Genomic DNA, 20737 nt, shown 5'->3' with positions numbered 1-20737 from the left:
AGTTGAAAACAGGCTCTCTAAAATAATGGAAAATAACGTTTTCGATTATGAACTCAACCGTCTGATTCCTCCTGAAATTAAAAACGATGATTTTTACAGAGTCATCCAAAATCTTGCCAAAGAAGAAGATATTCAAACAGTTTTAGAAATAGGGTCATCTTCAGGGCAAGGTAGCACAGAAGCATTTGTAACCGGGCTGCGGCAAAATCCCAATCAGCCAACATTATTCTGCCTAGAAATTTCAAAGCCTCGGTTTGCAGAACTTCAAAATACTTACAAGGACGATCCTTTTGTAAAGTGCTACAACCTCTCGTCTGTTTCACTAGAACAGTTGGCTGATGAAGAGGAAGTCATTAAATTTTACAAAAGCAATCACACAAATCTGAACTACTATCCACTTGAACAGGTCATAAACTGGCTGCATCAGGATATTGAATATATAAAGCAATCTGGGCTATCAGGGAGGGGTATAGATCAAATTAAAGAACAAAACAATATAGATTTTTTTGACGTTGTACTAATAGATGGCTCGGAATTTACTGGCAGTTCCGAACTAGACGAGGTTTGTGGAGCAAAATATATTATTTTAGATGATATTAATACATTTAAAAATTATCATAATCTCCAGCGGATGTATCAGGATTCCGATTATACTGTGATCACCGAAAACAATAGTGTACGCAATGGGTTTGCGATTTTCAAGAAAAGGGCAGTTCAACCAGTCAGTTATACAACCATTCAGTCTGCTGTTGAAGCCATTCAAGGTTTCATGGTTCCAGGGCAAGAAGAGTACCTTTTCAATAAAGTCAAGTCCCTCCCCAATGATGCTGTAATCGTTGAAATAGGCTCGTACAAAGGACGCTCCACCGTGGCCATGTCCTATGCCTGCATAGGCACTAATCGAAAAATTTATTGCATAGATACATGGGACGGAAATGATACGGACTTTTCGGACAGAAACTTTTTTGATATATGGCAAGAAAATATAGAAAAAAATGGATTATCTCAATATGTAGTACCATTGCGGGGTTGTTCGCATCAAATATTAAGCCAGTGGGAAGGATTAGCAGGCGAGAAAGCTATTGATTTTATTTTTATTGATGGTTCTCATCAGTTTTTAGACGTTTTGAAAGACTATGAGCAGTCACTCCCCCTTGTCAAAGATGGGGGATGGATAGCGTTTCATCACGACGTTGTACCTACTTGGCCTGGTTCTGAACGTGTATGGCACAATATTGCCAAACATCGCTTGCTCAATCATGAGTATTCGTCCACTCTCGCCTGCGGTCAAAAAAAATTGACTGCTTTCTCCTCTACTTCATCACCCGAATTACCGATTCACTTCTTTACTATTGTCCTCAATGGTGAACCATTCATCGAGTATCACATAGAAGTATTCAAACAACTCCCCTATAAATGGCATTGGCATATAGTCGAGGGTGTAGCGGACTTGAAGCATGATACAGCGTGGTCTTTGCGAAATGGCGGACGTATTACCGACGAAATCCACTCCAAGGGACGCAGCAATGACGGCACAGCAGAATACCTAGACGAACTGGCACAGCTATATCCAGAAAATGTCACTGTTTATCGTAAACCGGAGGGTATTTTTTGGGAAGGCAAACGTGAAATGGTTAATGCACCATTGGAAAATATTAATCAGGAATGTTTGCTATGGCAAGTAGACGTTGATGAATTGTGGACTGTCGAGCAAATCTGCACAGCGCGACAGATGTTCATCTATCATCCTGAAAAAACAGCGGCTTTCTATTGGTGCTGGTATTTTGTCGGAGAGAAGTTGGTGATTAGCAGTCGCAACTGTTACGCTCAGAATCCTGCACAAGAATGGTTGCGAACTTGGAGGTTTAAGCCTGGTCATGTGTGGGTACGTCATGAACCCCCCATTTTAGCTGAACCTTTACCAGATGGTGAGTTGAGAAATGTGGCAGAGTTCAACGCTTTTCGACACGAAGAAACAGAAAACCTGGGATTAGTTTTCCAGCACTTTGCTTATGTGATACCAGAACAATTGAGGTTTAAAGAACAATATTATGGCTATACCAATGCTCTCTCGCAATGGACAGCTTTGCAGCAGCAGACTAAATTTCCATCTCTATTACGCCAGTATTTAGGCTGGGTGCAGGATGGAACAACCGTTGATACTGCCGAGTCCTGCGGTGTAGTCCCGATCGCACAGAAAGAACCTAAAGGCGCGGGTTGGCATTTTCTAGCATCAGAGGATTTACCAAATAAAACTTTAATAAGCCCCAGGGAAGATCCTAAAATTATCATTGATGGCGTGTTTTTCCAACTCTACAGCACAGGAATTGCTCGTGTCTGGAAATCTTTGCTAGAAGAATGGGCCAAAAACGGTTTTGCCAAGCATATCGTAGTTCTTGACAGGGCTGGAACAGCACCAAAAATTTCTGGAATCTGGTATCGCAATGTACCGCTTTATGACTACGGAAGCACGGATGCTGACCGCGAAATGTTGCAGCAAGTCTGCGATGAGGAAGGTGCTGATTTATTTATCTCCACTTACTATACAACGCCACTATCAACCCCTTCTGTGTTCATGGCTTATGACATGATTCCTGAAGTTTTAGGAGCGAATTTTAATGAACCTATGTGGCAAGAAAAGCACTATGGGATTCGCCACGCATCTGCATACATTTCAATTTCAGAAAATACAGCCCGTGACCTGATAGAGTTCTTTCCCGATATTTCTTCAGAGTTGGTAACAGTTGCTCACTGTGGACTTTCAAGTATTTTTTCACCAGCGCGCCAAGAAGATATTAATGGTTTTAAAACCAAGTATGCGATATCCAAACCCTACTTTATTTCTGTCGGAGGTGGCTCGGACTATAAAAATATTAAATTATTCTTTCAAGCTTTTGGTCAACTTGCCAGCAAACAAGGTTTTGAAATTGTGTGTACCGGGAGTGGAGTGTTATTAGAATCAGAATTGAGAGCTTATACTTCAGGTTGTGTAGTTCACAAGCTGCAAGTCAATGATGAGGAGTTGAGATTAGCTTATGCTGGTGCTGTTGCATTGGTTTATCCATCAAAATATGAAGGATTTGGCTTGCCTATACTGGAGGCAATAGCCTGCGGTTGTCCTGTCATTACTTGTCCTAATTCTTCTCTTCCAGAAGTTGCAGGCGAGGCGGCATTATATGTGAACGATCAGGATGTTGAGGGTTTAGCCGATGCACTTTGCGAGGTACAAAAACCGAAGGTTCGCAACTCATTAATCGCCGCTGGGTTGGAACAAGCCAAAAAGTTCTCTTGGTCAAAAATGGCGACAACGGTTAGTTCAGCCCTAATTGACGCAACTCTAGTGCGTTTAAACTTGAAAGAGATTAATCTAATTATTTTTCCAGATTGGACGCAGGCAGAAGAGTCTCTTGGTTTAGAATTGGAACGAGTAGTGAGGGCGATCGCAACTCACCCAGACAAAAGTAAGATCACTCTCATAATATACTACAGCAACATTAATGACGAAGATGCTTATTTAGCTTTGTCTAGTGTGGCGATGAATCTGCTGATGGAAGAAGATATAGATGTCTCCGAAGGACCGGAAATTTCCATGATAAGACAATTAAGTGAAATTCAGTGGGAAGCTCTGATGCCACGTCTTTATAGAAGAATGGTTTTGGAAAATGAAAATAGAGAGGCGATCGCATATCAGAAAGCCACAACTCTTCCTTCATATGAACTTGATAGCTTCAGCAACAAGAAAGTTGTTCAATTAGAAACCGGAGGATGGCATATGCAATAGTATAATTTTGTCTATTAGAAAGAAGACACGGACACCGGCAACTGACCCATCTAACTTAAGGATTACATTTCTATGGACTTTCAAAGATTTATCGAACAGCTTCCCAATTTTTACGATAATTGGAATTTCCCCTCCGTGCAGCCGAAGTCTCAGAGATTTGGGAAGGTACTTGAACAAGTGGAGGGAATGACGACAGCAAATATTATGCAGTTGCTTAATTTTGCCATAGACTGCATGGAACCTGGGGAAGTATATTGTGAGATTGGCTGCTTGCGGGGAGCTAGTTTAATTGGTACCCTCCTGGATCATCCAGACTGTATGGCTTATGCCGTAGATAATTTTTCCGAATTTGACGATTCCGGTGAAAACTTTGAAAAACTGACAAATAATCTATCTAAATTTAATTTGCAGGATCAAGTATTTTTTTGCAATCAAGATTTTGAGGATTTTTTTGACGAACTGCAACAGATAGGACTGGATGAAAAAATTGGTGTTTATTTTTATGATGCGACTTATGACTACCGTTCTCAGCTAATAGCTTTGCTATTAGTAAAACCTTTTCTGGCTGACCGAGCTATAATTATTTTAAGTAACACTAACTCAAGTGAAGTTCAGCAAGCTGTATTGGATTTTACAGCCGTCACTCCTCACAGTAAATTTTTGCTTAACTTGCCGACCAAAAACTTTTTAGAGGAAAGTTTTTGGAATGGTATATCTATTTTAAGTTGGGATGTAGAGAATATTAAAAATAATACTTACATACAAGAGAATCGCCACAGTAAATTCGTCTTAGAATCTCATAAAAAAACTCAATCCAAGCAGCAAAAAGAATTATTTACCGCCCTCTTAACAAAAGCACTAGTATTAACTCATGAGCATCGATATGCGGAAGCAGAGCAAAAGTATTACACATTATTGCTTTATGAAATCAATAATGTGGCTGCTTGGATGAATTTGGGAATTATTTACTATTTAACTGAAAGATATAAAGAAGCAATTGATGCAATTTCAAAAGCATTAGAAATTGAGCCCTCAAAGGCTTCTATCCATTATAATTTTGGCTTAGTTTTAGAAAAAATATCGAGTTTCGATCAAGCTCTTGAGGCGTATCGGCAGGTAATTTATCTCGATCCCCAATATACTGACGCTTACAACAATCTCGGCAACATTTTACTTCAAATAGGACATATCCAAGAAGCAGAGGATGTTTATCGCCAAGCGATTAAAGAAAACCCTCAGGATTTTGGCAGTTACCAAAATTTGGGTAATATTCTGATGCTTAATAGTAACTGGGATGCAGCAATAGAGGCTTTTCTACAAGCTTTAAGTCTCAAACCTCGAGATCCCGATATTCTGAACAATATAGGATTAGCCTACGAAGCTAAAGGAGAAAAATCCAAGTCACTAAGTTATTTTGGTTATGCTTACTATCGCCAAAAAGAATATAAAAAAGCTGTTGAGTTTTTCAAAGAACTGTTAGATATAGATCAATGTGTAGAGAGTAATGATTATATTGCATTGGCAACTTGTTTAAATAAATTGAATCAAGAAGAAGAAAGTCTCAGCATTTTGCAAGAGGGCATAAACCGTTATCCAGACGAAACAGCACTTTACAGCCTCATGATTGAATTTTTGAATGAGAGTGGTCGTATTCAAGAAGCAATTGCTAGCGCCAGCGAAGCATCCCTCACTCATCCAGATGATTTGTTTATTTATATCCTCAACCAATTATTATTGCCATCCTTTTATGAAAGTTATGAACAAATAGAATTTTACCGCCATAAATTTATCCAAGGACTACAAAATGTCATCAACGAAACTAAATTAGATACTCCCGAAGCTAGAAAAAAAGCCTTGTCCGCTACGAGTCTTATACCGGCAACTTTTTATCTGTCTTATCAAGGCTATAACGACTTAGAATTGCAAGAACAGCATGGGAAGTTTATTCATAAAGTCGTAGCTGCTAGTTATCCTGCATGGGTAGTGCCTATGCCCCTCCCCCCGCTGAAAAACAATAGTAAAATCCGGATTGGTTATGTTTCTGATGCAATGGGTAATTCCAGTGCAACTAAGTGGATATTAGGTTGGCTAGAGGGGTGCGACAGGGACAAGTTTGAAATTTTTTGCTACAACACAGGTTCGTATTTAGGTATAAGCTCCACGAATAAAAAGATTCAACTGTTAAGTGATTTTTACTATTACATACCAGACAACTTAGAAGCAGTTTCTCAGCAAATTTTTAAAGACCAGTTGCATATCCTAGTATTTTTAGCCATTGGGATGTGGGCGCCTACAACTCAATTGGCATCCCTGCGTTTGGCTCCAATTCAATGTACTGCCTGGGGACATCCAGTTACCTCGGGACTGCCAACCATCGATTACTTCTTGTCTGGTGACTTGCTTGAACCAGAAAATGCCCAAGAACACTATACTGAACAATTAGTTCGGCTGCCCAATCTGGGAATTTCCTATCCAAAGCCGTTGATCCCCAAACTAACTAAAACTCGTTCAGATTTTCAGCTTCGCGAGCGAGCAGTTATCTATCTATCTTGTCAATTGAGTTTTAAATATTTACCGCAATACGATTATATCTTTGTCGAAATAGTTCGCCGAGTTCCCCAAGCTCAGCTTGTATTTGTCTTTAGATCGAAGTTTTTTAATGATGCCTCTAAAATTCTCGAAACAAAATTTCGCCAGCGGTTACACAATGCTTTTGCAGCAGTTAATTTGAATAGCGAGGATTATTGTGTATTTTTGCCCGCTCAAGACAGGGAGAGTTACACCAGTCTCATGTTAAATTCAGATGTTTTTCTGGATACCTTAAGTTTTTCGGGGGGTCACACCACTTTTGATGCAGTTGCCTGCAATTTACCTATTGTGACCTGTGCGGGTGAACTCATGCGAGGTCGTCAGTCCTGTGGAATCTTGAAAATGTTAGGGGTGAGAGATACCATTGCCCAAAATGAAGCAGAGTATATTGAGATTGCCGTGAAATTGGGATTAGACCTCAAATGGCGGCAGGATATCTCGCAGTCGATGAGCGAGCGTCATGCTTATCTTTATGAAGACAAAACCTGTGTCCAAGGACTTGAGCAATTCTACCAACAAGTTGTGCAAGAAAGATTAAAGCAACAAGAAACAGAACCGTGGATCTTGCCAAAAGCTCTATTTCAAAATAGCTTAACTAAGACTGTACTCCATGTTGGGTGCGGGCCTTATCGTCCAGATAGTTTACCTGAAACCTTCCCTACTGATGAATGGCAAGAAGTGCGACTGGATATTGACCCTGCTGTGAGGCCGGATATCATCGGCTCAATCACAGATATGAGTGGTGTACCCAGCGAGTCAGTTGATGCCGTTTATTCATCCCACAATGTGGAACACGTTTATTATCATCAAGTGCCGCTTGTTTTAGCAGAATTCCACCGCGTCTTAAAGCCAGGCGGCTTCGCCATGATTCTTGTTCCAGATATCCAGATAGCAGCAGAGGCTGTAGCTGAGGGCAACTTAGAAGATTCTCCCCTGTATATTTCTCCTGCTGGCCCGATCGCAGCCATTGATATGTTCTATGGTTTTAGGAAAATGATCGCTCCTGGCAATTACTACATGGCTCACCATACAGCATTCACAGTCCACAGCCTGGAGGACAAAATGCAGCAAGCAGGTTTCCGCGATTTAGAAGTACGGCGAGAAAACTGGGATATTGTGGCAATAGGGTACAAATAGCAGGTGTTGAAAATCGAGCAGCGATTCTGTTGTCAAGGTTTACCTACAACCTACCTTTGCCACATTTCTCAATCATTGCATTCCTTGATTAAGCAAAGCTTTAATTCTATCTATATTTTGTTTAGCTTCTGTACAGTTTTCATCAAAATCAAGCGCTAGTTCAAATGCGGATATAGCTGCTTGCCAGGACTTCATCTGAATGTAGGCAGCACCTAAACCACAGGTGGGATAAGTTGTCATAAAACTTAGCTCGAAAGGCTCTCCTGCGTAGTAACTCGCCTCTTTACCAAGTTGCAAGCAATTCTCAAAATAAGCAACAGCTCCGAGAGGAAATCCTAAAGCAATTAAAGTCATTCCAGCTATGTAACTTATGGGCGGATAGTTGGCACACCACTCAAGACCCCGCTGACAAAGTAAGCGTGCCGTTTCATAATCTTGATTCTGCAATGACTGCCCCGCCAATGTAAAAATCAGGGAGGGAATAAAAGCAAAATCATCCGGCGCGTTGCCTTCCATCAAGTGTGGAAAAAGTCGCTCAAAAGCTTCTGCGTAGCATTCTTGAGCTTTTTCGGTTTGCTGAGTAGCCCCATAAACACCAGCCAGACTATAAAGAAGTCTTAAGCTAAGAGCTTCCTCCTGTTGGATGCGCTCCAAAATAGCAATGTCACGCTCTATCAGTTCTTGCTGGATTTTTTCAGGATCGGTTTTGGGATGGTGCAAAATTCTCAAACTTTCTAGCTGAACCAAAAAGTTTTGCCGATCCCAGTAATTCTTTAAGTCTATATATTCGTGCAGGCGACTTACATATCTAAGTTCTGGAAGATTGCGAAATAGCCTAGGTGTTTTTAATGGGGTTGTCCCCTCTACAGCATTGGCTTCGCTTAGCATCAGTAAATATGCTATGACTTCGGTTTGTGAAGTTAATTCCTTCTTCAACGAATCAGTATTAACAACTAATTCTTCATCAGCATCCAACACTAAAATCCAGTCGCCCGATGCTAAGGAAAGAGAAAAATTCCTAGCTGCTGAAAAATCATCACACCATTTGAAGTAATCGACTTTTGCTCCATATAGAAGGGCAATCTCCGGCGTACCATCCTGAGAACCAGTATCTACTACTATTATTTCATCAACGTAAGGTTTAGCGCTCTCTAAGCATCTCGATAAATTCTCTTTTTCATCTTTAACAATCATGCAAAGGGACAATCGAGGGCTAATGACCTCATCTAAAGAATCATTCACCTAACTATCCTCCACAGCTAAAGTTATGTCATACATTGCTATCAGCAGTTTTATGAATGATGGTTCTTCACATAAATTTGCCACATCTGTTCGTAAGCTTTCTCCATCTCTTGTGTAAACTGTTTAGCATTCCACAGGGGAGAAGTTTGCCTAGATTGTCGCAATTTCCAAGCAATTTGTTGCCTCAGAGCCGGATATTTTCCTAAGCGTATACCCCATTCCACATATTCCTCATCCGTCCACGCAATCCCCTCAGTCACACCTACATTCATCATCATAGTGTAACTGTTACGAGCAGCAAACTGTTCGCCTACCCGTGTAACTAGAGGAATGCCCATCCACAGAGTTTCGAGGGTTGTGGTAGCTCCATTATAAGGATAGGTATCTAGTACCACATCTGCAATACCCAAATTAGCTCGGTGAACTCCCTCTAATGCCACTTCTGGTAGAAACCGCAGGCGATCGCACTCGACACCTTGTTCTTGGGCCAACTCGGTAAAGAAGCATTTAATCGATTCTTCGCTAGCCGTACCTTTAATTAAAAAGTAACTATTCGGGACTTCCTTCAGAATCCTCATCTGTAATCGCGCTGTATCTTTATGCCGTTTGTACCCCGTCTGACAACTAAGATAAATCACCGCGTCATCAGGAATATCCAACTGATCGCGACGCAAAGTTGGTACATCCACTTCAAAACCATCTACAGCTATATAAGTTTGGGGCAAGCGCCAAATTTTTTCTGTGTAATAATTCTGGGCTGACTCTGGTAAAACATATGGATCGGCAATATAGTAGTCAATTGCAGGCACTCCTGAAGCATCCCATCCGAGCCAAGTGACTTGAACTGGTGCAGGTTTTAGGGCCATCACTTCACAAGTAACATCCAGGGTAATGCTGTCGATATCAACTAAGATATCAATCTCATTTTGATAAATTTGCTCAGCAATTTCCCGCCCATCAATGCCAAGTTTGTATGAAGTTTCACATTGAGAAATATACCACTCTTGTAAATTGTCGCTGTGTTTTTTAGCATTAATATAATAACCATAAATTTTAAAGCGCTCGCGATTGTGATGGTGAAATAACCATCGCGCTAACCATCCCACAGAATGTCTTTTGAGGCAATGCGATATGTAGCCAATCTTCAACGGTTTGTCATACTCATTAATATTTTTCCTAAGATCTCGTCTGTGTGGGTATCGCTCTGATTGTTCCTTAGCATAAATTTGAACATTCGCTTGGCACAGTTTAGATATTTGATTTTGAATCTTTCTATTATTTTGAGGATTGTCTTCAAAATATGGTAAAAAGAAAGGACTAAGAAATAAGTTTTGAACTGTGACTGGATTCAGCAATGTCGGCTGTTCTGCTATCAGTGATTTCAGCAGTAAATCGTGCCTTTCCATCACCGAACCAACCTCTTCCCAATATCCACCTGCACTCATCAACCCTCGCAGCAGCTTGTGATTAGCAAAAACTTTATCTGGCAATTCATTGGCTAACGAATAGCACAATTTTGCCATTTTTATTCCCTCCTCATATTGCCGAGCATTTTGGTAAAATCCTGCCAAATGCAGCAAGATCCCGAGATTTTCCGGAGCTAAACTCACGGCTAACTCAACAAAGCTTACCGCTATTGTTGGTAGTCGCGCCGAGTAAGCAATTTCTATAGAGGCTCGCAGTACGATTTCAATGAAAACTTCAGGGTGCCGGACATGGACTAGACTGGCTGACGCTAGTTCTAGGGAAGACGGATGCAAAGGAGCGCATTCTAAAACACTATGCAAAACTTGCATTAATAACTCGGAGTCTAACTCTATCGGAGGCTGTAAATTGAGCATTTCGATTACGCCCAGAGAAGTCAGCTCGTCTCCTGTGTAATTCTCAAGCAAGATAGAGAGTCCTATCAAATGCAATAGGTTGTTAATATCTACAGGATTAATCTCTCGCAGGTGTTGCCGGATCGCCCATGTCACTAAATGGTTGCCAAGGTTTTGCTGCTGCTCTGCTTCTGTTTGCAGCACTTGTATTAGTTCCGCAGTCCACAGCTCACATTGTTCCGGATCTCCCTCTGCCATGCCTAACAGCCAGGTTGTCTGAGCTTCTGCCTCTTGCCCCTGCAACAGCAGCAACAAGCCCAAATGCCAGTAGTAGGATTTTGTATCCGGTTCGGCTTCAATGGCTTGCTCATAAAGGTTTGCAGCCTCCCTGTAATCTCCCTGGCGCTTGCACTGCTCAATTTGTTGGTGCCAGTCTGCTGGCTCAGTAGATAAGTATGTAACAGTCATAAAATAAAAGTTACTAAGACTATTGATCAAATAAATTTGACTAATTACAAAAAGCGAGTAGTATAAAAAACACTACCCGCTTCCGTACAGATTTTAGGTTCGGCTGGCAAAAACCATTTTTGTTCCGATACCTCTGTTACTTCGAGACTTCAGTTTGGCTTCCACCACACGTTACGTTATTAGTGTTTATTGTACCTGGAGCACCACTGACTCCTGCGCTAGTTGTTTCACACAATATTGCCACCGTGGTTGCGTCTGTTTGACCCGTTGGTATGATTAAAGCTACATTTCCCGTATAGCCTTTGAGTGCAGGAGAAGAAGGTACTGCTATGTTAGCAACTATACTGCCCGGAGTGTTGTTCGTGATGGTATAGACATAGTTAGAGGTTTGAGTTTTGATGCCAATCCCCAGATCGTTAACCCCAGATTTAAATGTACCATCCTCGGCGTATTTGGCTTGCTGCGCGCGGTTCATTGAACCTGCATACTGCTTAGCTTCTGACTGCTTGGCTTTGTTGGCTTGGTTGAGGAAAGAGGGCAAAGCAATAGCAGACAAAATACCGATGATGATAATAACGACCAGCAGTTCAATCAGGGTAAAACCCTTATCCTGTCTTTTCTTGTTGAGGTGTTGCAGGAATCTGGCTTTAAATTCAGTCTTCATGATGAGTTTCTCCTAAAGGCGTGCGATGCTTGATTTCTAACTCCTACAGATAACTTACCCAGTTTCTTTCGTTTTCATATCATCCCGGCATTTTTTTTTTATCGCCTCGCTCCTATAAGTCTAAAAGCTTATGGGCAAAGGGCTCCAGCTTTGTTAACAGTTCCTTGACTTCATCCCAAGCCATCTTCTGGCTCGCCGACTTTAAGGTGAGGGGATGCAGTAATCTAAGCTTGAGGCAGCTTGCAGTAGTGAGTTTGCATCTTTCCTCTCCACAAGCAATTGTACAGAACCAGTTGCTGTTCCACACTATCGCTTCTTCTTTTAAGTTTGATCGCCCCTCTTCTCCCTCCCAAAACCAAATTATATACCCAAAGACCAATCCGATGAACACCAACATCAGCCCCATCCTCAAAGTATTCACCCTATCCGCCGCCCTTTCCCTAGCCATCAAGTACGCAGGGCCTAGCTTATCCATACCCTCTACCGACCTCAACGCCCTAATCGCCGTCTTTACCCCCAGTATCATCCTAGCTGCCATCCTCGGCTGGCGATGGCGCCAACAGCCAAGATAGGGGATGGAGGGCGATCGCCCGCCCCCAAAGACGAGTTAAATTAAGCTAGGGGCGATCGAACATTCACACCAAAATGCCTCCCTGCCCAGCAATATAGATGAGACAGACAATCACATGGATCTAGCCACCTTAAATTTCAAACCCTTAAATTTGCTGATTTTTCCTGATTGGAACCAACCCGAAGAATCTCTTTATTTAGAGTTAGAACTAATTATTAGGAGTCTGGTAAGTCATCTCGATTGCGATTTTATCACTATTTTAATATATGTGAGCGAACCTTTAGAAAACTCCGAGTTAGATGCCAATCTAATTTTATCAGCGATTGTGATGAATCTTTTCATGGAAGAAGATTTAGATCCTAGCTGCGAACCAGAAATTATTTTGTTAGAAAACCTCACTCGAAGCCAGTGGCAGGATATTTTGCCACAGATTCAATATCGAATTAAGTTGAATGCGGAAAATCACCAAGCAATAGCAGAGTCTGGAACCGCAGAACTTCCAGTAGTGGAACAGGAACAACTTAGCGATATAACTGTTGATTCCCAAGCATTAGCGTTGAGAGAATTCGGCAACCAACTCTATCGTCAAGGAAGATACGAAGCTGCCATTAAGCACTATCAAAGGTTTTTAGTATCCGAGATAGGAGATATAGAACTGTATGGTAACTTAAGCGAGTGTTTAAGAAACCTCAACAGAATCGAAGAAGCGATCGGTATTCTTGACTCAGGCATCCACCATTACCCAACAGCCGGACAACTGCACTTTCAACTCATCAAAATTTTCCAGCAAAACGGACGCACTCAAGAAGCTATATCAAGGGCAGAACAAACAACGAAAATACTACCCAATGAGTATGTTTTCCAACTTTTGAGACACTTAACTTTGCCGATTGTTTATAACACATCAGATGAAATCCAATTTTACAGGGAAAGATTTGTCCAAGGATTAGAAAATTTAATTCAGCAAACCTCCCTAAAAACTCCCGAAGACAAAATTAATGCTTTGCGGGGTTTTAGTAGTTTCACTAATTTTTACCTAGCATATCAGGCTCACAATGTTGTGGAATCGCAATCAAAGTATGCTAATTTACTCCATCAAGTTATGGCCGCTAACTATTCGCAGTGGGTGCAACCGCAATCAATGCATCCACTGCTGGAAAATGGGAAAATTAGAATCGGTTATATTTCTAGTTACTTACATTCTTACAGTGGCACTTTATGGTTGACTGGCTGGTTGCGTTATTGCAACCACCAACAATTTGAAATTTACTGTTACTATACGGGGAACGATCCCGATCCAATTACAGAACAATTTCGCCAATACAGCGATCGATTTCACCACATTCCTCACAACCTAGAAGCCGTATGTCAACAAATTATTGATGACAAATTGCATATCCTGGTCTTCCCGGAAATTGGCATGGACGCACCAACTATACAAATAGCAGCTTTGCGCCTTGCCCCCGTGCAATGTTCGGCGTGGGGACATCCTGTAACCTCTGGTTTACCGACGATTGATTATTTTATTTCCAGTGAACTGATGGAACCAGAAAATGCACAATTGCACTACTCAGAAACCTTAATTAAGTTGCCTAATATTGGCGTTGCCTACCCAAAACCGATTGTTGGTCAATTAACCCAAACTCGCTCAGATTTTAACCTGCTAGAAGATGCCGTTATTTATTTGTGCTGCCAAGCTCCTTTCAAATACTTACCACAATATGATTTTATTTTAGCAGAGATTGCCCGCCGCCTTCCGCAAGCTCAGTTTATTTTTCCGCGCGGCGAATTGCTGCGGGAACGGTTAAAGCGTGCTTTTGCTGCTGTGAATCTCGACAGTGAAGATTACTGTCTGTTCCGAACTATTCCAACTCGACAAGATTACATAGCAATTAACTTTCTGTCTGATGTTTTTTTAGATACTTTTACTTGGTCGGGCGGGAATACGTCTTTGGAGGCGATCGCTTGCAATTTACCCATAGTAACTTGTCAGGGAGAATTTATGCGGGGACTTCATGCTTATAGCTTTCTCAAAAGGCTGCGAGTAATAGACACAATCGCCAAAAATGAAGAAGAATATATTCAAATAGCTGTCAAGTTGGGTATAGATTCAAAGTGGCGCCGAGACATTGCACAACGCATGAGTCAGCGACAAGGTGATCTGTTTGACGATAAAGTTTGCGTGACAGCTTTAGAGACTTTTTATCAAGAAGTTGTTCGAGAAAGACTTGAAGGTAACAAGAATTCTATAGGTTAGGGCGATCGCAACAACAGCAGCAGTAGAGACGGAATCAAAAAGTGCGATCGATCTACCTTATGTCTAAAGACTGTATTTTTGCCAAAATCTTAATTCCCCGTACAGCTTATCAAAACCAAAGTTGAGGCACTCACCATGATTCAAATTATACCTGAATTAGTAACATTCGATGAATTCATTGATTGGTATCCTGAGAATTCAGAACACCGCTACGAACTGCACAATGGAGAGATTGTTGAGATGCCAAAAGCAACAGGTAAACATTCTAAAGTGGCCGATTTTACCAGCGGCTGGTTATTTCTCGAAATAGAACGCTTAAACCTACCCTACTTCATCCCCAAAGAATGCGTCATCAAACCCATGCGCGAGGAATCGGGATATGAACCAGATATCATTGTACTCCACGAACAAACCATTGGCAACGAGCCGCGATGGGAAAAATCATCAATTATCACAATGGGTTCATCAGTCCCCCTAATCGTCGAGGTAACTAGCACTAATTGGGGTGATGATTATGCCCTAAAGCTTGAGGCTTATGAGTCAATGGGTATTCAAGAATATTGGATTATAGACTATCTAGGATTGGGCGGCAGACGGTTTATTGGCAATCCCAAACAACCCACTTTTTCGGTTTACCAACTAATTGACGGCGAATACCAAGTCAAATTGTTCAGAGGCGGCGAGGGTATTGAGTCCCGAACTTTCCCCGAATTGAAGCTGACGGCGCAGCAGGTGTTCACCAAAGGGAATTGAGGAGGCTGCTTATGCTAATGTCCGACTAGGGGTATCTGATTAAAGAGGCGATCGCGCGCATCTGCTGTATCTTGATATAAAGGCGATTCATCGCTTCTGGGCTGCTGAACAATTACCAAGCAGCAATTCCCCATACCCTATTCCTCAATCTAAAATCTAAAATCTAAAATCTAAAATCTAATGAAGCTAGGACAGTGGATGGGCTTATTAGCCCTCATCGCATCTTGTTACATCCTGTGGCAAATCAGGCAGGCCCTACTGCTGCTGTTTGCCGCCGTCGTCTTAGCCACAGCCTTAAACCGACTAGCACGCTACTTGCAAAAATTCGGACTCAAAAGATCGATCGCCGTACTTTTATCAGTTAGCTTCCTAGTCCTCATCTTCGTAGGATTATTCCTCATCATTGTACCACCCTTTGCCCAACAGTTTCAACAACTTACCCAAAGAGGTCCTCAAGGAATAGCAAAATTAAATGAGTGGATCGATCAGATTGAAACTCGATTTTCGGGACAAATGGGTCAGCGGCTACCGAATCTTGATATTAACGACATTATCCAACAACTGCAACCCCTATTCAATCAACTCGTCGGCGGTGCAGGAGCTTTTGTCGGTAACACATTAGGCGTTATTCTCAGCTTTTTGCTAGTCATAGTTTTGACCTTGATGACATTAGCAGAACCTCTCTCTTACCGCAAAGCATTTATACAACTTTTCCCCTCTTTTTATCGGCGGCGAATCGATGGCATATTAGATGAATGCGAAATAGCGCTCGGTCGATGGGTAATCGGTGCTTTAATTAGCATGAGCGTCATCACTTTCCTGAGTTTAATTGGTTTGTCAGTATTGCAGGTTCCCCTAGCTCTAGCTCACGCTGTTTTAGCCGGCTTGCTGAACCTAATACCCAATATCGGTCCTGGTTTGAGCGTGATTCCTCCAGTGACGATCGCACTTTTAGACTCGCCGTTAAAATCCGGTTTTGTGCTGATCCTCTACTTTCTAATTCAACAATTTGAAAGCAACCTCCTCACCCCTTACGTCATGGCACAGCAAGTATCACTGCTGCCAGCAGTAACATTAATAGCTCAAGTATTCTTCGCCACCTTCTTTGGATTTTTAGGCTTATTGCTAGCTCTCCCCCTCACCGTTGTAGCTCAAGTTTGGATTAGGGAAGCCCTCATTAAAGATATTCTAAACCAGTGGAGTGCCAGTCCTAAAACCTTAGCAGCAATCGATTCTGCTATCAATGAAAAACATGAATCTATAGGAGTCACCGAAACCCTGCCAGAACAATATTTACCAGAACAGAAACCCAACATCCCCGATCCGGCTGAAAATGAGGCTCCTGACAATCAATAGTTAAGGTTCATAATGACTTCACTCCTGATTAATTCCCAGTTATAGGACAGAAGTTTTCACTACCAACGTAGGAAATTTGTGGTACGAACACCCTCAACTAACTATCTTCAAGCCTCGCATTTTCTACCGTATCTCTGCCGGCGCTAAAAATCTGTTGAACACTCAAATTCAACTGCCCAAATGTGGGTGACACAACCCTATCACTACCCCGAAACAGACTGACTTGATACTCACCGTCAATCAACTGGCAAACAGAAAAAGTAGGTTGTTTAGGATTGCCAATATAGCGTCGCCCGCCAAGTCCCAAATAGTCCGCAATCCAGTATTCAGAAATGCCCAAAGCTTCGTAATCAACCAATTTGTAGCCGTAATCATCCCGCCAATTGGTACTGACAACTTCGACAATTAGCGGGACAGAACTACCCATTGTAATGATAGATTCCTTTTTCCATCTCGGTTCGCTGTCCGTCCCTTGCCTGTCCAAAACGATCGCATCCGGTTCGTAACCAGATAGCTCGTTATCAGCTTTGACAACGCATTCTTTGGGAACGAAGTAAGGAAGTCCTAGCCTCTCGATTTCAATCCCTAGCTTCAGGCAGAGGAAGCCGGCTACTTCTGAATGTTCTCCGGTTGCTTTAGGCATCTGAACAATAGTTCCATTGTGCAGTTCGTAACGGTTTACCGAATTTTCAGGATGCCAGTCAATAAATTCATCGAAGGTGACTGGTTTTAATATCGCTTGAGTCATGGCGATCGCTCTTTATTTTATTTATAATATAACCCTGATATCGGTTATAGCATTTTGCGGTGTTATCAAACCGAGGTCGATCGCCAAAACAGCATTCGCTCGACCGACATTCCATCAATCCAAAATCAAAATCACTCCAAAATCAATCAATTCAAAATCTAAAATCTAAAATCCAAAATCTAAAATATATGAGATCGATCGACGAAATCAACGATAAAATCAGCCAGGGCAAAGCCACAGTCTGGACAATCGAAGAACTCAAAACTAGAGTTCAAGAAACCAGCATTACCCAAGCAGCCAAAGAAGTCGATGTGATTACCACAGGCACCTTCGAGCCGATGGAATCCTCCGGTGCAATCATCAACCTCGGTCATACCGACCCGCCCATAAAAATCCGCCAGTGCTGGCTAGACGGCGTTTTAGCCTACTCCGGCTTCGGGGCAGTAGACCTGTACCTGGGAGCCACCCAAGTAGCCGAAGACGGCGAAGAATCCCGCGAACGGGGCGGCGGACACGTCATCGAAGACTTAATAGCAGGCAAACCCGTGCAGTTGCGCGCCTTGGGGCAGGTAACAGACTGCTACCCCCGCGCCTCCTTTGAAACCACGATTACCCGCGATACAATCAACCAGTTTTATTTATTCAATCCCCGCAACGCATATCAAAACTTTATTGTTGGCGTCAACGGGGGCGATCGCCCGCTGTTCACCTACCTCGGCCCCCTGCAACCAAACCTCGGCAACGCCGTCTACTCGAACCTTGGAGCCATGTCTCCCCTGCTAAACGACCCCGACCTCGAAATCATCGGCATCGGCACCCGCATCTTCCTAGGAGGCGCTCAGGGGTACATCACCTGGGAAGGAACCCAGCACTTCCCCCTGCAAAAACGCCAGCCAAACCGCACCCCCATCGGCCCGGCCGCCACCCTCGCACTCATCGGCGACGCCAAACAGATGAACTCCAAATGGGTGCGCGGCTGCTACTTCAAAAACTACGGCCCATCCCTGATGCTGGGAGTCGGCATCCCGTTTCCAGTCTTAAACGAAACAGTCGTCGCCCACTGTGCAGTATCAGACAAAAAAATAGTAGCGCCGGTGGTAGATTTCTCTATCCCCCGGCGCGTTCGTCCCACCTTCGGTTTAGTCAGCTATGCTCAATTAAAGACTGGCCGCATTCTCATCGAGGGCAAACCAGTACGGGCCGCCCCCCTTGCGAGTATGTTTCTCTCCCGGCAAGTAGCATTGGAATTGAAGCAGCAAATTGAAGCGGGTCAATTTACCCTCACGGCCCCAGTTGCTCCCCTACCCACCGACAGAGTATTTCTCCCGCAAGATTTGTGGGGGGCCCAAGTGAGGCTGGAATAGACAGTCGCTAGACTAAAGTGACGGATTATAACTTTAATGAACCACAAGAGGATATTCAAAGATGATCGACGAGAACCAGTGCAGTTTCGACACAGATAGCTCTGTTTACCTTGGCGGTGTCCATGTTTGACCACTTTGGAACTTTGACAGTGGGAGGGCAAGGCATTGGCATATTTCATTACATTTTTATGTCATTTATGGGTCCAGGAATGACATCAAAATGACATCGAGCGGGCCCTCGTCCCCGCTGGCGAGCCACCTCAGAGGGAAGGAAATCAAAGCGATCGAAATTAGATCGCTTCTGACCCAATTTTCCCGCTTATTCTACAGTCTGAGAAACTGGCCGACAGCCAGACAATATGGAGTGCAAATTGACGACATTTCCGATTACTGCGATCGCAGGTGCTGCAAATCCGATCGCCTCAACTTGCTCTACAATTGTACCCAAAGTCCCGATCAATTCTTCTTGTTCCGGCCGCGTTCCCCAGCGCACTAACGCTATGGGCGTTTCTGCACTCAATCCTGCATCTGTTAACTGGCCGATAATGTAAGGCAAATTGTGGATTCCCATGTATACTACAATGGTTTCCGAGCCACGGGCGATCGCCTGCCAATTTACCTCCGGTCGATATTTTCCCGCTGATTCGTGACCGGTGACAAAGGTGACAGAGGAACTGTACGATCGGTGTGTTAAAGGAATTCCCGCATAAGCAGGGGCCGCAATCCCAGAAGTTACACCGGGGACGACTTCTACTGAAACTCCAGCTTTTACCAACTCTTCCATTTCTTCGCCCCCGCGGCCGAAAATAAATGGATCGCCGCCTTTGAGACGAACAACGATAGCATTATCTCCAGCTTTTTCTATCATTAGTTGAGTGGTTTCGTCCTGCATTAACGAGTGACGACCTTTGCGTTTTCCGGCATCAATTCGTTCTGCTTGGGGGTTGATTGCTGCCAAAATTTGAGGGCTGACTAAAGCGTCGTAAATCACCACATCCGCGCATTCTAACAGAGCTTTTCCCTTCAACGTCATCAAACCCGGATCTCCGGGGCCCGCACCGACTAAATACACTTTTCCTAAAGACATTTTTCTTTCTTCCTTTACCTCTTCTTTGCCTCTGCGGTTCATTTTTGAATTAAATTCCCAATTAAGTCTGCTAATTGTACACTTGGGCCTAGAGGATTTGCGAGATGAAGTTCCGCCGCAGGAAATTGCTGCTTTAGCTGTGCGACATTTTTGGCGATCGCATCTGTAATTCCTCCATTAAATAAGAAGTATGGCACAATCCCTATTTGCTGCTGTCCACCACGAACCAAACTGTCAATTTGCTCTTCCAAACTCGGCTTTACCGACCAATAAGCTGTCAGCGCACCGAGTTTGCTAGCGATTTCCTCAACTGTCGAGTTACCTCCGGGGCGACGGCTGCCGTGAGATAATAAAATCCATTTTGGCAATAGCAGATTGGGGAGAAAAGTCACCTCTTGCATCTGACTTTCTACCAATTTTGTTAAGCCTGCTTCCTGGGAACCTAAATGCGGGCGCAATTCAATTTTTAGCTTGTCACCAAAAGTTTTTTGGGCAATTTCCACCTCTGCAGGTATGTCTTCGGCGACGTGAACTCCCGGCAATAAAAATACAGGCAGTATTTGCAATTCTGTCAGTCCCAGCGACAGGGTACGTTCGCCAAAACTGCAAATTTGTTCGTGCAGCGGTGCGGGCCCAAGTTCTAAGGTGGCGGTTGCTACTGCGGGGAACGAGTCAGCCAAATTTTGAGACAGCAGTTGACCTAGGTTTTCCAAAGCTAGTTGGGGTCTGGGGTCGCGGCTGCCGTGAGAGACTAATAAATAGGTGGATGATCGCAATTTCAATATGGATTTGATGTTAATGTTCGATCGGGATTTCAAATAATTGTAACACCGTAGGGCGCGTGACTTGAAAAATACTCAACCCTCAACCGGAAGCTTCCGAGTCGCGCACCTCTAACAA

At 43.1% G+C, this 20737-nt stretch carries 13 protein-coding genes and 1 pseudogene; 7 read left to right on the top strand and 7 right to left on the bottom strand.

Going from position 1 to position 20737, the window contains the following annotated elements:
• Nucleotides 1-25: 25 nt before the first annotated feature.
• Both QUA25_RS07870 and QUA25_RS07865 read left to right on the top strand, forming a co-directional pair.
• A complete protein-coding gene (locus tag QUA25_RS07870; protein ID WP_333036898.1) occupies nt 26-3781 on the top strand; it encodes a class I SAM-dependent methyltransferase in 3756 nt (1251 codons plus the stop codon).
• 72 nt (nt 3782-3853) lie between these two features.
• Nucleotides 3854-7507 carry a tetratricopeptide repeat protein gene (locus tag QUA25_RS07865; RefSeq protein ID WP_333036897.1) on the top strand — a complete coding sequence of 1218 codons (3654 nt, stop codon included), beginning with the start codon at nt 3854-3856 and terminating at the stop codon, nt 7505-7507.
• Between the two features lie 72 nt (nt 7508-7579).
• On the opposite strand, the gene QUA25_RS07860 is transcribed toward QUA25_RS07865, so the two are convergent.
• From QUA25_RS07860 to QUA25_RS07850, 3 genes are all read right to left on the bottom strand, one after another.
• The gene (locus tag QUA25_RS07860; protein ID WP_333036895.1) at nt 7580-8749 is read right to left on the bottom strand and encodes a glycosyltransferase family 2 protein; all 1170 of its coding nucleotides are present in this window, start codon (nt 8747-8749) and stop codon (nt 7580-7582) included.
• A gap of 50 nt (nt 8750-8799) precedes the next feature.
• The gene (locus QUA25_RS07855; protein WP_333036894.1) at nt 8800-11037 is read right to left on the bottom strand and encodes an O-linked N-acetylglucosamine transferase family protein; all 2238 of its coding nucleotides are present in this window, start codon (nt 11035-11037) and stop codon (nt 8800-8802) included.
• Nucleotides 11038-11173: 136 nt separating this feature from the next.
• On the bottom strand, nt 11174-11701 hold the full coding sequence (locus tag QUA25_RS07850; protein ID WP_333036893.1) for a type IV pilin-like G/H family protein: 528 nt from the start codon (nt 11699-11701) through the stop codon (nt 11174-11176).
• A gap of 383 nt (nt 11702-12084) precedes the next feature.
• Here QUA25_RS07850 and QUA25_RS07845 point away from each other — a divergent pair, with 383 nt between their 5' ends.
• The 4 genes from QUA25_RS07845 (at nt 12085) to QUA25_RS07830 (ending at nt 16638) form a co-directional block, all read left to right on the top strand.
• Nucleotides 12085-12273 carry a hypothetical protein gene (locus QUA25_RS07845; RefSeq protein ID WP_333036892.1) on the top strand — a complete coding sequence of 63 codons (189 nt, stop codon included), beginning with the start codon at nt 12085-12087 and terminating at the stop codon, nt 12271-12273.
• A gap of 114 nt (nt 12274-12387) precedes the next feature.
• Complete coding sequence (locus tag QUA25_RS07840; RefSeq protein WP_333036891.1) at nt 12388-14529, top strand: O-linked N-acetylglucosamine transferase family protein; 2142 nt, start codon at nt 12388-12390, stop codon at nt 14527-14529.
• Between the two features lie 135 nt (nt 14530-14664).
• Complete coding sequence (locus QUA25_RS07835) at nt 14665-15282, top strand: Uma2 family endonuclease (RefSeq protein ID WP_333036890.1); 618 nt, start codon at nt 14665-14667, stop codon at nt 15280-15282.
• Between the two features lie 180 nt (nt 15283-15462).
• Nucleotides 15463-16638, top strand: coding sequence for an AI-2E family transporter (locus QUA25_RS07830; protein WP_333036889.1), 1176 nt, complete (start codon nt 15463-15465; stop codon nt 16636-16638).
• A gap of 97 nt (nt 16639-16735) precedes the next feature.
• On the opposite strand, the gene QUA25_RS07825 is transcribed toward QUA25_RS07830, so the two are convergent.
• Complete coding sequence (locus QUA25_RS07825) at nt 16736-17386, bottom strand: Uma2 family endonuclease (RefSeq protein WP_333036887.1); 651 nt, start codon at nt 17384-17386, stop codon at nt 16736-16738.
• A gap of 188 nt (nt 17387-17574) precedes the next feature.
• Between QUA25_RS07825 and QUA25_RS07820 the strand changes: the two genes are divergently transcribed.
• The gene (locus QUA25_RS07820; protein WP_333036886.1) at nt 17575-18750 is read left to right on the top strand and encodes a homocysteine biosynthesis protein; all 1176 of its coding nucleotides are present in this window, start codon (nt 17575-17577) and stop codon (nt 18748-18750) included.
• An 80-nt stretch (nt 18751-18830) separates the two neighbouring features.
• On the opposite strand, the pseudogene QUA25_RS29435 reads toward QUA25_RS07820, so the two are convergent.
• The 3 genes and pseudogenes from QUA25_RS29435 to QUA25_RS07810 all read right to left on the bottom strand — a co-directional run.
• Nucleotides 18831-18916 (bottom strand): annotated as a pseudogene (locus QUA25_RS29435) (IS1/IS1595 family N-terminal zinc-binding domain-containing protein); the annotation flags it as partial.
• 153 nt (nt 18917-19069) lie between these two features.
• A complete protein-coding gene (cobA, locus tag QUA25_RS07815; RefSeq protein WP_333036885.1) occupies nt 19070-19879 on the bottom strand; it encodes a uroporphyrinogen-III C-methyltransferase in 810 nt (269 codons plus the stop codon).
• The gene (locus QUA25_RS07810) at nt 19876-20619 is read right to left on the bottom strand and encodes a sirohydrochlorin chelatase (RefSeq protein WP_333036884.1); all 744 of its coding nucleotides are present in this window, start codon (nt 20617-20619) and stop codon (nt 19876-19878) included. Before QUA25_RS07810 ends, cobA begins: the two co-directional genes overlap by 4 nt.
• Nucleotides 20620-20737: the final 118 nt, after the last annotated feature.

The sequence above is a fragment of the Microcoleus sp. Pol17C6 genome (genome assembly GCF_036701145.1).
Lineage (GTDB): Bacteria > Cyanobacteriota > Cyanobacteriia > Cyanobacteriales > Microcoleaceae > Microcoleus.
The sequence above is the reverse complement of the archived record's forward strand: the minus strand, read 5'-3'. Positions and strand labels throughout refer to the sequence as shown.

What these genes read in the sequence shown, in the direction of transcription:
- QUA25_RS07870 (WP_333036898.1), top strand. Translation starts at nt 26, where the DNA reads ATGGAAAATAACGTTTTCGATTATGAACTCAACCGTCTGATTCCTCCT.
- QUA25_RS07865 (WP_333036897.1), top strand. Translation starts at nt 3,854, where the DNA reads ATGGACTTTCAAAGATTTATCGAACAGCTTCCCAATTTTTACGATAAT.
- QUA25_RS07855 (WP_333036894.1), bottom strand. Translation starts at nt 11,037, where the DNA reads ATGACTGTTACATACTTATCTACTGAGCCAGCAGACTGGCACCAACAA.
- QUA25_RS07850 (WP_333036893.1), bottom strand. Translation starts at nt 11,701, where the DNA reads ATGAAGACTGAATTTAAAGCCAGATTCCTGCAACACCTCAACAAGAAA.
- QUA25_RS07845 (WP_333036892.1), top strand. Translation starts at nt 12,085, where the DNA reads ATGAACACCAACATCAGCCCCATCCTCAAAGTATTCACCCTATCCGCC.
- QUA25_RS07840 (WP_333036891.1), top strand. Translation starts at nt 12,388, where the DNA reads ATGGATCTAGCCACCTTAAATTTCAAACCCTTAAATTTGCTGATTTTT.
- QUA25_RS07835 (WP_333036890.1), top strand. Translation starts at nt 14,665, where the DNA reads ATGATTCAAATTATACCTGAATTAGTAACATTCGATGAATTCATTGAT.
- QUA25_RS07830 (WP_333036889.1), top strand. Translation starts at nt 15,463, where the DNA reads ATGAAGCTAGGACAGTGGATGGGCTTATTAGCCCTCATCGCATCTTGT.
- QUA25_RS07825 (WP_333036887.1), bottom strand. Translation starts at nt 17,386, where the DNA reads ATGACTCAAGCGATATTAAAACCAGTCACCTTCGATGAATTTATTGAC.
- QUA25_RS07820 (WP_333036886.1), top strand. Translation starts at nt 17,575, where the DNA reads ATGAGATCGATCGACGAAATCAACGATAAAATCAGCCAGGGCAAAGCC.
- cobA (WP_333036885.1), bottom strand. Translation starts at nt 19,879, where the DNA reads ATGAACCGCAGAGGCAAAGAAGAGGTAAAGGAAGAAAGAAAAATGTCT.